This is a genomic window from Hoylesella enoeca JCM 12259, assembly GCF_000613405.1.
Lineage (GTDB): Bacteria > Bacteroidota > Bacteroidia > Bacteroidales > Bacteroidaceae > Prevotella > Prevotella enoeca.
The window spans coordinates 19,292-33,206 of the sequence record NZ_BAIX01000006.1; the positions used below are offsets into that span (position 1 = coordinate 19,292).

At 45.9% G+C, this 13,915-nt stretch carries 8 protein-coding genes and 2 pseudogenes; 5 read left to right on the top strand and 5 right to left on the bottom strand.

Translation table 11 applies throughout. The features are described from left to right. Position 1 precedes the first annotated feature (1 nt). The 3 genes and pseudogenes from dnaJ to JCM12259_RS03360 all read right to left on the bottom strand — a co-directional run bounded on the left by dnaJ (position 2) and on the right by JCM12259_RS03360 (position 3,578). Positions 2 to 1,168: a molecular chaperone DnaJ gene (gene dnaJ, locus JCM12259_RS03350; RefSeq protein ID WP_025065410.1), complete on the bottom strand. Its 1,167-nt coding sequence runs from the start codon at positions 1,166 to 1,168 to the stop codon at positions 2 to 4. A 62-nt stretch (positions 1,169 to 1,230) separates the two neighbouring features. Further along, positions 1,231 to 1,835, bottom strand: a pseudogene (locus tag JCM12259_RS13615) (nucleotide exchange factor GrpE). A gap of 126 nt (positions 1,836 to 1,961) precedes the next feature. After that, the gene (locus JCM12259_RS03360; RefSeq protein ID WP_025065411.1) at positions 1,962 to 3,578 is read right to left on the bottom strand and encodes an ABC-F family ATP-binding cassette domain-containing protein; all 1,617 of its coding nucleotides are present in this window, start codon (positions 3,576 to 3,578) and stop codon (positions 1,962 to 1,964) included. 242 nt (positions 3,579 to 3,820) lie between these two features. On the opposite strand from JCM12259_RS03360, the gene JCM12259_RS03365 reads away from it, so the two are divergent. From JCM12259_RS03365 to JCM12259_RS16895, 3 genes are all read left to right on the top strand, one after another. Beyond that, positions 3,821 to 4,714, top strand: coding sequence for an RluA family pseudouridine synthase (locus tag JCM12259_RS03365; protein WP_025065412.1), 894 nt, complete (start codon positions 3,821 to 3,823; stop codon positions 4,712 to 4,714). A gap of 1,134 nt (positions 4,715 to 5,848) precedes the next feature. Then, on the top strand, positions 5,849 to 6,538 hold the full coding sequence (locus JCM12259_RS13620; RefSeq protein WP_199898769.1) for a DUF6261 family protein: 690 nt from the start codon (positions 5,849 to 5,851) through the stop codon (positions 6,536 to 6,538). Next, positions 6,535 to 6,837: a hypothetical protein gene (locus tag JCM12259_RS16895; RefSeq protein WP_199898770.1), complete on the top strand. Its 303-nt coding sequence runs from the start codon at positions 6,535 to 6,537 to the stop codon at positions 6,835 to 6,837. Before JCM12259_RS13620 ends, JCM12259_RS16895 begins: the two co-directional genes overlap by 4 nt. A 105-nt stretch (positions 6,838 to 6,942) precedes the next feature. On the opposite strand, the gene JCM12259_RS03390 is transcribed toward JCM12259_RS16895, so the two are convergent. After that, entirely contained in the window at positions 6,943 to 9,783 is a 2,841-nt protein-coding gene (locus JCM12259_RS03390; protein ID WP_025065413.1) for a bifunctional fucokinase/fucose-1-phosphate guanylyltransferase, read from the bottom strand. A gap of 3 nt (positions 9,784 to 9,786) precedes the next feature. Beyond that, a pseudogene (locus tag JCM12259_RS13625) lies at positions 9,787 to 12,278 on the bottom strand (YfhO family protein). 111 nt (positions 12,279 to 12,389) lie between these two features. On the opposite strand from JCM12259_RS13625, the gene JCM12259_RS03400 reads away from it, so the two are divergent. Continuing rightward, positions 12,390 to 13,079 carry a 5'-methylthioadenosine/adenosylhomocysteine nucleosidase gene (locus JCM12259_RS03400; protein WP_025065414.1) on the top strand — a complete coding sequence of 230 codons (690 nt, stop codon included), beginning with the start codon at positions 12,390 to 12,392 and terminating at the stop codon, positions 13,077 to 13,079. A gap of 100 nt (positions 13,080 to 13,179) precedes the next feature. After that, entirely contained in the window at positions 13,180 to 13,659 is a 480-nt protein-coding gene (locus JCM12259_RS03405) for an S-ribosylhomocysteine lyase (RefSeq protein ID WP_025065415.1), read from the top strand. The last annotated feature ends 256 nt before the right edge of the window (positions 13,660 to 13,915 follow it).

The window sequence follows — 13,915 nt, forward strand, 5'->3', positions numbered from 1 at the left end:
TTTAATTGAAATAGTTCTTAAATCGTTCGAAAATAGACTTCTTTGTCTCGGCGTCTCCCTTAAAGTTATCGCTTCCGCGCATCTTTTCCACCATCGCTTTTTCGTCTTTGCTCAATGTGGTTGGTACATAAACGCTGACATTTACTACTAAATCGCCCTTGCCGGTACCATAACCTTGCACGGCGGGTAATCCCTTGCCGCGCAACCGGAGCGTCTTGCCCGGTTGCGTTCCAGGCTCTATTTTAATCTTCACTTTGGTACCTTCAATGGTCGGAATCTCGACTTCGTCACCGAGTGCTGCCGTCGGAAAGTCTAAGAGAAGATTGTAAATTACATCTTGTTCATCGCGAATGAAAGTATCGTTAGGCTCTTCTTCAACCAGAACTTGGATATTTCCGTTGGTACCTTGCCGTGGACCGGCGTTGCCTTTACCTTGAACGTTGACCACCATACCCTCAGCTACACCCGCAGGAATATTGATTTCAACCACCTCTTCGCCTTTTACAACACCGCTTCCGCCACATTCGTGACACTTGTTTTTGATGACCGAGCCTTCACCATGACACGTGGGACACTCCGTTTGGGTCTGCATCATACCGAGCATTGTACGTACTGTCTTGACCACTACACCCTGACCATGACACGTCGGACACGTTTCTGTGCCGCTACCACCTTCTGCTCCGCTTCCGTGACAGTGTGAACAAGTGACGTCTTTCTTGACTTTGAATTTCTTGGTAACACCTGTTGCCACCTCTTGAAGCGACAAACGAACTTTCAAACGCAAATCAGCCCCTCGATATTGCGGTCGTTGTCTGCCACCGCTAAAACCTCCGAAACCTCCGAATCCACCGCTATGTCCTCCGAAAACATCGCCGAACATCGAGAAGATATCATCCATTGAGAAGCCTCCGGCGCCACCAAATCCACCGAAACCACCAGCTCCTGCAGGACCGTCGAAACCGAATTGGTCATACTGTTGTCGCTTCTGCGCATCGTGTAATACGTCATATGCTTCTGCAGCTTCTTTGAATTTTTCCTCAGCTTCTTTATTGCCGGGATTGCGATCGGGGTGATATTTAATAGCGATTTTCCGATACGCCACTTTAATTTCGTCGTCTGTGGCAGTCTTTTCAACGCCTAGGACCTCGTAGTAATCTCTCTTTGCCATTTGTAAAAGATGGATAAAATAAAAATGAAAGGGTCTTTGGGGCCCTTTCATTAAATGTATACTTATTGCCCGACTGCAACTTTCGCGTGACGGATAACCCTATCATTCAACATATAACCAGCCTGAACGCAGTCGATTACCTTACCTTTCTTGTCGTCGCCCATACCTGGAACCATTGCAACTGCTTCGTGATAGTCTACGTCGAAGTCTTTCCCGTCGGTGTCGATCTTCTTAACACCGAGGCTTTCGAGCGTTTTCATCAGCTTCTTGAATATCAGTTCCCAACCTTCTTCAAGTGCTTTTATGTCTTCGGCTTTGCTGCATTGTCAATAGCTCGTTCCATATCGTCTATGATGGGTAGTATAGCAGCCACCGTTTTCTCGCCTCCGTTGAGGATTAAATCAGCTACTTCCTTGCGCGTTCGCTTCTTATAGTTCTCAAATTCGGCCACAGTACGCAGATATTTATTTTTCAATTCTTCGATTTCTGCATTGGCTTCTGCCAACGAATCTTGGTTTTCTGCCTTTTCGTCAGCTGGCTCATCTGAGGCGTTCGGGTCAGTTTCGCAGGTCGTTTGATTCTCATTTTCAGAACATTGATTCGTCATCTCTTCATTGCCTGCAATGTTTCCGTCTTTTATGTCTATCTTTTGTTTTTTCTGATTCATCATTGCTCGTTTTTTGATTTTATGTCAATGGTAGCAAAAAGCTTGCCATTCTTGCTCAGAATACGCATCAACACAGGTCTCGTTTAGCACGGACCTGTGTCAGAAATGGCGTATATATGCGTGGTATCAAATGGTATACATCTTTGCTTTTTGTTCTTTAATGCCCTCGTCATAGATGTAGTCGTCATAGTCCATCAGCTTATCGATGGTGCCGTTCGGCGTCAATTCGATAATGCGGTTGGCCACAGTTTGAATGAATTCGTGGTCATGACTGGCAAAGAGAACATTGCCCTTGAATCCTGTCAGATTGTTGTTGAAGGCCTGAATACTCTCCAAATCCAAGTGGTTGGTCGGTGTATCGAGAATCAAACAGTTGGCATTTTTCAACTGCATTCGGGCTATCATACACCTCATTTTCTCTCCTCCGGAAAGCACATTGACTTTTTTCAGCACCTCTTCGCCCGAAAACAACATCCTTCCCAAATAGCTTTTCATTACGACTTCGTTACCTGGGCCGTACTGACTGAGCCAGTTTACTAAGTCGAGATCGCTGTTGAAGAAAGCTGTGTTATCAAGAGGCAGATAAGCGGTAGTGATTGTCACGCCCCACTTATATGTGCCGGCATCGGCCTCGCGATTGCCGTTGATAATCTCAAAAAGTGCTGTCATTGCCTTCGGATTATGACTAAGGAACACCACTTTTTGACCTTTCTCGATGTTGAAGTTCACGTTATCGAAGAGCACTGTACCGTCTGTGTCTATCGCTTTCAGACCATCCACTTCGAGAATTTGATTTCCCGGCTCGCGATCCATTTGAAAAATGATGCCCGGATATTTGCGACTCGACGGACGAATCTCCTCTACATTCAGTTTCTCCAGCATCTTCTTTCTACTTGTGGTCTGCTTACTCTTAGCCACATTGGCAGAGAAACGACGGATAAACTCTTCCAATTCCTTACGCTTCTCTTCGGCTTTCTGACGTTGGTTCTGTGCCTGACGCAATGCCAATTGCGAACTCTCGTACCAGAACGAATAGTTACCAGCAAAGACACTCACCTTACCAAAATCGATGTCTACGGTCTGGGTGCTCACGGCATCAAGGAAGTGACGGTCGTGACTGACCACAAGCACTGTTTGTTCTACGTTACCCAAATATTCTTCCAACCATTGCACCGTGTCGAGGTCGAGGTCATTAGTCGGCTCATCGAGCAACAGATTGTCGGGATGTCCGAACAAAGCTTTGGCCAACATCACGCGAACCTTCTCGTTATTAGATAGTTCGCTCATCTGCTTTTCGTGCAAATTCTCTTTTACACCGAGGTTGCCCAGCATCTGTGCTGCATCGCTTTCGGCCTCCCAGCCGTTCATTTCGGCAAACTTGTCTTCCAATTCGGCCGCGCGATTACCGTCTTCTTCGCTCATCTCCGGCTTCGAATAGAGAGCCTCACGCTCTTTCATATTGTCCCAAAGAGGCTTATGTCCCATCAAAACTGTATCGAGAACACGATACTGATCATACTTGAAATGGTCCTGATCCAATACCGAGAGCCGTTCGCCCGGTCCCAATTCGATGGTTCCTTTATTCGGTTCCAATTCGCCGCTGATGGCTTTGAGCAGCGTCGATTTACCTGCACCGTTGGCTCCGATTACGCCATAGATGTTGCCGTTAGTAAATTTGATGTTGACGTCTTTGTAAAGAACTCTCTTTCCGAATTGAATTGCAAGATTCGTAACTGTTATCATTCCTTATATATATTATTGTTGATAAGTTAACAGTTGACAAGTCAATGAGGATTTTTTAACCTATCGTTTACTACCAAACACTCATTTACTGCATTTACCTGTTCACTTGTTAACCGTGTGCAAAGTTACGAAGAATATCCCGATAAACCAAATATCGCGTTGCGTTTAGCCGTTAAACAGCATGGAGAAAAAGGCTGATGCGTGCACACTCTGTGATAAAAATATCGTAACTTTGCGGCCGAATGAGAACAAATACATCACAAAATGGAGACGGATACGACATCTATACCGTTGATCATAATGCCGAATTGCTGCCATGGTTGCTTGAAACGCTGAAAAAAGAAAGCCGAAGCAAGATCAAAGCCACACTGCAAGGGCGAGGCATCAAAGTAAATGGCAAGCAGGTGACGCAATATAATTACCCGCTCAAACCGGGTATGAAAGTAGCCGTAAGCAAATCGAAGAAAAACGATACGTTCAAAAGTCGCTACCTCAAAATTGTCTATGAAGATCGCCATTTGGTCGTTGTGGAGAAGAATGTGGGCATTCTTTCAATGGCCGCAGGACATGCGTCGCTCAACGTGAAGACCGTGCTCGATGATTATTTTCGACGCACACGTCAGCGTTGTACGGCCCATGTGGTGCACCGGTTAGACCGAGACACAAGCGGACTGATGATTTATACCAAAGATATCGAAGTAGAACAATTGTTCGAACGCGATTGGCATCACATCGTTTACGACCGTCGTTATGTGGCAGTGGTATCAGGCGAAATGGAAGAAGACGGCGGAACCGTTGCCAATTGGCTCAAAGACAACAAGGCTTATGTCACTTATTCCAGTCCGGTCGACAACGGCGGCAAGTATGCCATCACGCATTTCCACACGTTGAAACGAACAGTCGAACACAGTCTTGTGGAATTTCGCTTGGAGACCGGCCGTAAAAATCAGATTCGTGTGCATTGCGCCGATATGGGGCATCCAGTTTGCGGCGACATGAAATACGGCAACGGAGACAATCCCTTGAATCGTTTGTGTCTCCATGCCTATGTGCTCTGCTTCTATCATCCCATTACGCACAGGCGAATGGAATTTGAAACGCCCATCCCCACACCATTCCTTCACCTGCTCAAATAATCTGATTTAATCTTTAATAGGTATATGAGTTCAAGTTTTTTGTATTATCTCTTCGTATTAGTAGGTATCGTTATGGCCGTGATCATCATAAAAAAGGTGACCGGCTGCTTGTTCCGATTAATTTCGATCGCCATCATCATCGCCGCACTCTTGTTCATCTATTTCACTTGTTTTCGTTGATAACACACCACCCTGTGATCAGCAATGCTGTGACGAAGCGTTTTTCAACTTCCGATTAACGCTTAATCGTCGTGCAAAAAACATCCATTCATCGTGCAAAAGACATGTTTTTGCACGAGGGGAAATCATACCTAAAAATGAGGATAACGTGAATTACCAATTTTTGAGTATTGCAGGAGAAGATTCCCCATCGTATCTTTGCAATATCAAAACAGATGGATAACATACAAATAAGTGCGGGGATGTGTGCACTCTTTCCACTCGAGAAGGTTTGGTTGAAGGCCAATTCAAGTCTTAACAGTTCCAGACCTGAAGGTTAGAACGCACTCAGGAAGCCGCACTTACTTTTAAAACCATCGATTTTAGGCATTGCTGCATTCTTCTTCTACGCTGCGGCTATACACACGCGTACGCTGCCCATGCTTCGCCGACCGCTGATTTATCATCTCTACATGCTCATCGCCTTTCTATCCATTTTGATGACCTATTTCGGCGTGAACTATGTGCTCGGCGGAATGCATGCTTATGCCTGAACGCAAACCGTTGAAGGAAACATGTGAAAAAGGCGTCTGAGACGCCTTTTTCTATGCAATGAAGAAGAAAAATAGCAATAAATGGAAGATTTTTGCTTTAAAATGTTGGAAGCAAAACAAAAAATCATTATATTTGCTCAATCAATTCGGGAATTATGCGTTGTAGAGATACAATGCGTCCGCGACAAAAGAAAATGCATTTTGTACGCCTACAATACGTCCGCGACAAAAGAAAATGCGTTTTGTACGCCTACAATGCGTCCGCGACAAAAGAAAATGCGTTTTGTATGCCTACAATGCGTCCGCGACAAAAGAAAATGCGTTTTGTATGCCTACAATGCGTTATTCCTAAAATAGAAAATATTGAGAAAACCTAAATTGATAAGTAATTTAAACATTAACCTACAAAAACAGAAAAATTATGACAGCAGAAATTAAAACAATTGCTTTAAGCAGAGTGAACAATGGTGCACATTACAATTTTATGAGTGATGTGTCGCAGAAAGCTAAAAAAAATGCGAAGGTCTATGCCAAGGTAAAAGATCTCGTTGATCAACTTGCGGCGGCTGTCTTGGATGAAAACGGTGCGCTTGTGATGAGTCAAAAAGACGAGTTGAGTGATGTAATCAGTCAATTCGATAAGCAGCGAGAGCATTACTTTCGCGGTTATCGCAATGGCGTAAAGAGCTTCAGACATTTCCCGGCCGGTGCACAGAAGCAAGCTGCGGATAAGCTTTGGCAGCATATTATTGATTACGGAATTGATCCCAAGATGCAATTAGACCGCGAGACGGGTCTCCTCACTAATTTCATCGAAGATCTCTCAACCAAATTTGCCGGATTAGTGACGTTGCTCGGACTCAAGCCGTTTCTTGATGGAATGAGAGCTGCTAATCTCAAAGTGCGTGATGCACTCTCTAATCGCAACACCGCACACTCCAAGCAGGCGATAGGCGCGATGAAGAATGCGCGAGCCAAGACAGATCAGGCTTATACGGCTCTGATCAGGCGTATCAATGCTTATGCCGAGATTGAGGCGATGCCGATTATGCCGACTTTATCGCAGAGGTTAATACGCAGATCAAACGATTTAAGAAAGAAGTCATTGTGAAGCAGACTTCCGAAGAAAAACTTTTGCTCAAATACTTGCCCGACTTCGAGAAAGAATTGAATTATGCGCCAAAAATACTCTCCTATACAGGCATCAAGAGACGGAGTCTTGAGAAACATTTTGTGTATCAACTCATGGTCAATAAAGACGCCAACAATGTGATATGGGTAAAAGTGGAGAAAGAAAAGTTAGTCAAGACGAGTACGCCTCCCGCACGTAAAAACAATAAGAAGACATCGGAAGATGGGCCAACTGTGACCGACAAAAACGGCACGCGCCCCGTGGTTCCGGATGAATAGAGGATGAAGAATAGAAGAGGAGGGATGAAGACAGATTTGCTTTGGCAAATAGATTCTCATCCCTCCTTTTTGTTTTTTTATTTTTGTGATCTTGTCGGATAGCGTTCAGCTACGGCTTACCTGTAATCCCTGCCTGCTCAAAGTCATATCCACAAAACGAGCATTGGGATACAGCGGATGGGCAGTCAAGATCTGCTTGATGCGAGCCGCGGCATCGGGGTCCTTGGCCACCATATATAGATAGCCGCCCCCGCCGGCGCCGGGAAGTTTATAACCGAGACACAAATCATCGATCAAATCTGTCAAACGATGGATCGACTCGGGATTGGTTCCGCTGTCGAGTGCCTGATTCTGCATCCATGTTTTACGTATTAAACGGCCCATTTTGGTGAAATTCTGCCGTTGGATGGCTTCATACATTTCGATCGTGTGTGCTTTCATTGCACGTAGCTGTTCTAACTCTGTGTGCTGATTGAGAAACATCCGGCGAACGATTTCCGCTAAAATATTCTTCGCCGTGCGCGTGATTCCTGTATAGAACAACAAATGACAAGCGCGATATTCGGCTTGTGTGTAAAGCTCGGAAGGCAACCAGCGCACCACAGGATGTTGCTCAAATCCTCGATCGGTCTGCAAGAGTTTGATGCCCGGCAGCAAACCGCCGAACTGGTCTTGCCAGCCGCCACCCGTGGTGAGCAATTGTTCCAAAATGAGCGTGCGCAAACCAATCTCGTTTTTGTCCCAAGCCAGTCCGCAGAAGTCGCTCAATGCACCGAGAACCGTTGACGCCAACAGGCTGCTCGTGCCCAATCCGCTACCTGCGGGAATCGCAGAGAGGAGCGTGATTTCGATGCCGCAGCCGAAAGCTCGCAATTGTTTTTTAAGCGATGAAAAGCGTTCGGCCGTATAATCGGGCAGGAAGCCCGCCAAAGCCAATGCTGCTTTGGGGATGGAGAATGGGCTTCCCACCCGATTATATACAGCAAGTTCTTGATATGTTTTAATTGTCTCAGAAGCGCCGAGATCGATGCTTCGCAACACGATATGCGGTTCTGTGCATGGACGAATATAGGTTTGCAAAGGCGGCTGTCCGTTGAGTTCGATAGCCACGTTAATGACATTTCCGCCCTCCATCAAGCAATAGGGCGGCGTGTCGGTCCATCCGCCGGCAATGTCGATGCGCACGGGGCTGCGTCCCCACACAATTTGATCGCCATAAACAGACATTCGAGGAGACTGCGACCGTCCGGACGCCATCTCGATCAGCCCCTGACGCAATAGCGCAAAGGCTTTTTGCTCATGTTCCCAACCATCCTCACCGCGCAAACGTTGCACTTCCGATCGAAACATTGCGTCGTGAATGCGCGTGAGCAACTGTTCGTCGTCGGACAACGGAGTGGGCAACGGAATATCATTGGCAGCAAATTCGTGTGCAGCATCATCCAGATCAATTTGATAAAACACGCTATGCCGATAATTCTTAGCCAAAGTTGTCCAATTGGAAATGCGGAAGTGCTGCCGCTGGTTCGTAAGACGGCGAAGATTGGCACGTGTAGCTATGTCGTCGGCACTAATTTTCGGAGCTTTCATCCATAATTCGCGACCTGCCGCCAACTTTGGTTCGCAGAGCATCCAGTGCAGTATAAGCTCGGCATCGGCTAGCCTCTCCACTACGGGGAAAATGCAGGCAGTCTGTAAGTCGGTTGCTCCTGCAATGCGATTGATATCAATTTGTCGCTCGGTAGCCCATTTGCAGAAAGGCATTCCGATGAATATCGTGTCGGGAGAATGCAGATCGCCTCGGAACAGATCCTCGTAACCGTAAGGACGAAGAGCCACACTCCCCTCCCCTATCGGAACTATGTCGATGCACTGGCCTGCTTGCAAGACGATGCTCCAATCGTTTTGCGGCACACCGGTGATGATGTGATCGTGCTGAAGATGCCAACCATGGCTCACATAGCTATTCTCTATCCACAAATTTCGATTGCTTTCGGTGATCGGGATTTGTATTTCCGCATTTTGTACGAACATGGCCGGATGCGGTTTTCGCGAATGGTGCATGATGGCGCGCTGATCATTCACCAGATTTTGGATGGCTAACGTAGACGAGATCAGCTCGTGGCTGGTTCCGAAATGATAAAATTCGCCGCCTGGCAATGGTAAGACAGCAACGCGAAGATCATTGATTTCGGCATCAAGAATCGTGGGATCGGTGCCCAAAGCACATCCGAATTCTCCGTACATGTCGTAATTGATGATGCCGCCATTGCGCTGTGATCGTTGCATCAATACTTGGATGGCCCGATCACTGAACAACCAAACACCAATATCTGTGAGATATAAATGCTCATTGAGGAGTTCGCTGAGCGTGTGAACACTTGGTTTCTGAAGCATGCACTTCAACGATGATGGCGTTTTTCGCGATGAAACAAATACGCCGTGGTCTTTGGCGATCTCCGGACCGAGCCACAAACCATAACAAATCACATCAACATCGGGGATGGGTCCGATCGATTCGGAAGAACGAATATAAACATCTCCGCTGACTATCATCGTGTGAATAGACGGCGGAGCGGCCTGCATGATTCGCTCGTAAAGCGGAATTTGCAGAGAGAGCAGATTTTGGGATAGGCGCTGACCGCGCTCCCAACGAAACACGGGAATGGGTGTCAGCACTTTGCCCGACGGCGCATAAGCCGGCAACCTTCGGCTCTGTCCGCCGGCGTGAAGCATGAGTCTCCTCTCATTTGATAGCCAATCGTTGAACGAAAGACCATTATTCGTTGCCTCAAAAGCCGCTTTCAGCAAATGCGCAGATCCTCCGCCCGAACCGAGCTTTCGATCGACGGGATCGCAACAACAGAACCATTCTTCTCGATTCAGTCCCGTTATATCGTGAAAACAATCAACAAGATTCGGGGGAAGTGATAATAATTTCTTCATCGGTTACAATTTCTGTTTCCTTTTTTTCCAATCAACGAATACGCCGACTAAGATTACAAGAATAAGTATAGCATATGAAATATAAGCTATGGTCTCTGTCTTCTTGATGGAAGCAGGGAAAAACTGCAATGTCACTTGGTGCCGTCCGGGCTGGATGTGCATGGCTCGAAGCACGTAATTGACGCGTCCTAATTCTGCGGGTTGTCCGTCGACAGTGGCTTCCCATCCTGGGTAATAAATCTCTGAAAAGACTAATATGCCTCCTTTATCTGATGTTACATCGTAAGACAGTCGATTGGGTGCATACGACTTGATCTTTACCATTGATACGTTATCTTGCTGGATGGTCTCACCTAATTGCGACTTAAATTTCACGTCGGCTACGGCTGCATGACGAAGATTGATCTTTCGTAGGGCATCAAGTTCTTCATTTGCATTATTTACATACGAAATACGATCTACAAACCATGCATTCCCATAGGTATAAGGATTCTGCAATGGTGCCGTTTGTCCTTCTTGCAGCGGCAGGATGATGTATTTCGTATTGAGCATGTTGAGTACGGGATAAATGGAATCACCGTTTACACGGGTCATGTCGCCCTGTGCCTTGACAATTGCAGGCATCATTTGTTGCATTTCAGGCATGATGTAGGCTTCGATCAACTCCTGGTAACGCCTCAATTTAGCGGCATGATAACCACCGATGCTCTTGTGATAATAAGAAGTTTCGTTTTCATTAAACGTGTTTGAAGCCAAATTTAATACTCGATAGTCAAGATTTTTGTCCTGCAAGATCTGCTTATCAGTAGCGGTCATCGGTTGTGGCATGTCACGGGCACTGCGCTCTACGAACATATCATCATTTAAGTAACGCTTGTCTACTTGCCACATATCGATCAAACAGAGCACGATCAAAGCGCTGATCAGCCATGGGGCACGAAGTCGACGGGCTTTGAATAGCAGTAGACAAAGGGTTCCGAGCGTAACAATCCAAAATGAGCGCCAACAATCGGCGGTAAAGATGGCTTCGCGCATTTGCTTAAGATTGATCAACATGGGGTTGAGATACGCTGCGGGAATGCTTTTCATCGCTTCCATTTCAGACGAAGACACATAATCTGAAAAGAATAACGATGGCGCCAAAGCAAATAACAAAGCCACGCCTCCGGTGAAAGCATAACTAATATAGATGTACTTGACTTGACAAGTAAGCACTTCGGGGTGATCGATCAACTTTTTAAGCGCCATCATAGCAAGTAGTGGGATGGTAAACTCGGCAATGACAAGAATCGAAGACACTGTCCGGAATTTAGAATACATCGGTACATAATCGATGAAAAAGTCGGTAAATGGCATCAGATTGCGCCCCCACGAAAGCAAAATCGACAATACAGTAGCAGCCAACAATGCCCACTTCATCGGTCCTTTAACAATGAATAGTCCTAAGACGAACAGCATCAATACGAATGCTCCGACATAAACGGGACCCGACGTTCCCGGCTGTTCGCCCCAGTATTGTCCCAGCTGCTGATAGATCTGCATATATTGTTGATCGGCTTGCGCCATTGCTTTTGGATTCTGAGATAATGGAACAGAAGCTCCCCCTTTGACATTCGGGACAAGCAAAGTCCAGGTTTCGCCAATGCCATAACTCCATTGCGTGATATAATCACGATCCAGTCCACTATTGGTTTGGTTAGTTGCATTTTGTTTTACCAACTCACTTTTGCCGCGCATTGATTCCTGACTATATTGCCATGTGTGATACAGATTACTGAAATTGATACATATTCCGATGGCTGCAGCTGCGATGCACACTGATGTGGCTTTAATAAAACGGGCTAATTGTTTCTCTCGCACGGCCTGCACCAAAAAAGCGATGATCATCAGCGCGATGACAAAGAGATAGTAATAAGTCATCTGTACGTGGTTGGCCTTGACTTCGAAGGCCGCAAAGATCGCCGTAACAATGAAGCCCCACAGATACTTCCCTCTATAAGTAAGCACGACACCTGCAATCATAGGTGGAAGATACGCTAATGCCATGACTTTCCACAAGTGTCCAGCAGCAATAATAATAAGGAAATAACTGGAAAAGGCCCACATGATGGCGCCTAAAACGGATAGAAGTTCACGAAAATCGAAAGCTCGAAGCAGAATATAGAAACCAAGCAAATAAGCAAATAAAAACCAAACATTATCCGGAAGCCATAAATGGTAGGCATTCATCACAGTTGTCAATGTGTCGGTGCTGCTATAAGATGGAGCAGTCTGATAGGTCGGCATGCCGCTGAATGTAGAATTACTCCATCGTGTTCGTTCACCTGTCTGCTCATAATATTCGGTTGCTTCACGCCCAGCGCCTCGTCCGGCAGAGCTATCATGCGATAGAGGATTCGCCCGTCAATGTCTGCTGGCATAAAATAGACAAAGGAGATGACCGCAAACATCACCACCGCAAGAATGTCATAAAGATGCTTTTTCACTATTTCCATAACGCAACTAACATTTAATTTTAGTGCTACAAAGATACTGTAAATCAATCGAATTCAACAATTAATCAGAATAAATATTGTAATTTTGTGCGCGGATTAAGTATAAAACAAATGAAAATCGGTATTATCGTTGCGATGGACAAAGAGTTTAAGCAACTGAAAACATTACTCAGTGCATGTCGCACGGAGCGTCTCCATCATAAGGATTTCATCTTAGGTGAAATTGGTAATCACGCCGTTGTGATGCAGCAATGTGGCATCGGGAAAGTTAATTCCGCTATCGGCGCCGTGGAAATGATCGACAACTTCCACCCCGATCTCATCATTTCAACCGGTGTTGCAGGCGGAGTTGACACGTCGCTGAATGTGACCGAAGTGGTAGTTGGTACGGAGTGTGTTTACCATGATGCCTATTGCGGTAGCGAATGTATCTACGGGCAAATTCTCGGAATGCCCGCCACGTTTCCTGCTCCCAGCCAGTTGATCGAGCAAGCATTGGCTATTAACGGACCGGATGTGCCTCGGATACATAGCGGACAGATTGTCAGCGGTGAATGGTTTGTAGATTCCCGCGAGAAGATGCAGACCATATTGGATCGTTTTCCACACGCAATGGCCGTCGATATGGAGAGTTGCTCCATCGCGCAGACTTGTTTTATATACCAGACTCCATTCATTTCGTTTCGTATCATCAGCGATGTACCGCTCAAAGATCATCAAGCTGCTCAATATTTTGACTTTTGGAATCGATTGGCCGAAGGCTCCTTCCAAGTCACGAAGAAGTTCCTTTTAAACTTATAAGCTCAAAAGCTCAGAATTTCGCAAACTAAAAAACGCTGAAATTTATAAACTCTAATAATTCATCAACTAAAAACTCATCAACTCATCAACCCAAATTATTATGCAAAAGATTCCCAGTTTCACCATTGATCATAACCGTTTGAAACGCGGCATATATGTGAGTCGTCAAGACGCAGCAGGTAATGAGACCATCACGACATTCGACATACGAATGAAGGAACCCAATCGCGAGCCGGTTTTACATCCCGGTGCTATCCACACCATTGAGCATCTCGCTGCAACTTATCTGCGCAATGATCCCGAATGGAAAGATCGCATCATCTATTGGGGTCCGATGGGATGTCTCACGGGCAATTACTTGGTGATGCGCGGCGATCTGCAATCGTCTGATATCGTCGATCTGATGCGGCGAACTTTTCGTTTCGTAGCTGAGTTTGACGGTGAAATCCCGGGTACTGCTCCCCGCGATTGCGGCAATTATCTGCTCCACGATCTCCCGATGGCGCGTTGGGAATCTCGCAAATTTCTGACAGAAGTGCTCGAACACATTGCTGAGGAGAACCTAAATTACCCGCAATAAAATCCTCATTAGCTTTCATTGGCAATGAGAGATCCACCCTAAAACTTTCGTTGCCAATGAAAGTTCTTCTATTCAATTCCTCAACAAACCGTTATTTGTGATGTAATTAACCATTAATCTCCATTTGATTAACCGTTGCTTGGCGTGCCGTTAACGGTTAATCGCAATGTGCATTGATCCGTTTGCTATTCATCAATATACAAGCCACTCCGAGATCGCCATAAAATCCAGGCTGGGAATCCTATTGTTGAAAATG

Coding starts and splice junctions, on each gene's coding strand:
- dnaJ (WP_025065410.1), bottom strand. CDS start 1,168: ATGGCAAAGAGAGATTACTACGAGGTCCTAGGCGTTGAAAAGACTGCC.
- JCM12259_RS03360 (WP_025065411.1), bottom strand. CDS start 3,578: ATGATAACAGTTACGAATCTTGCAATTCAATTCGGAAAGAGAGTTCTT.
- JCM12259_RS03365 (WP_025065412.1), top strand. CDS start 3,821: ATGAGAACAAATACATCACAAAATGGAGACGGATACGACATCTATACC.
- JCM12259_RS13620 (WP_199898769.1), top strand. CDS start 5,849: ATGACAGCAGAAATTAAAACAATTGCTTTAAGCAGAGTGAACAATGGT.
- JCM12259_RS03390 (WP_025065413.1), bottom strand. CDS start 9,783: ATGAAGAAATTATTATCACTTCCCCCGAATCTTGTTGATTGTTTTCAC.
- JCM12259_RS03400 (WP_025065414.1), top strand. CDS start 12,390: ATGAAAATCGGTATTATCGTTGCGATGGACAAAGAGTTTAAGCAACTG.
- JCM12259_RS03405 (WP_025065415.1), top strand. CDS start 13,180: ATGCAAAAGATTCCCAGTTTCACCATTGATCATAACCGTTTGAAACGC.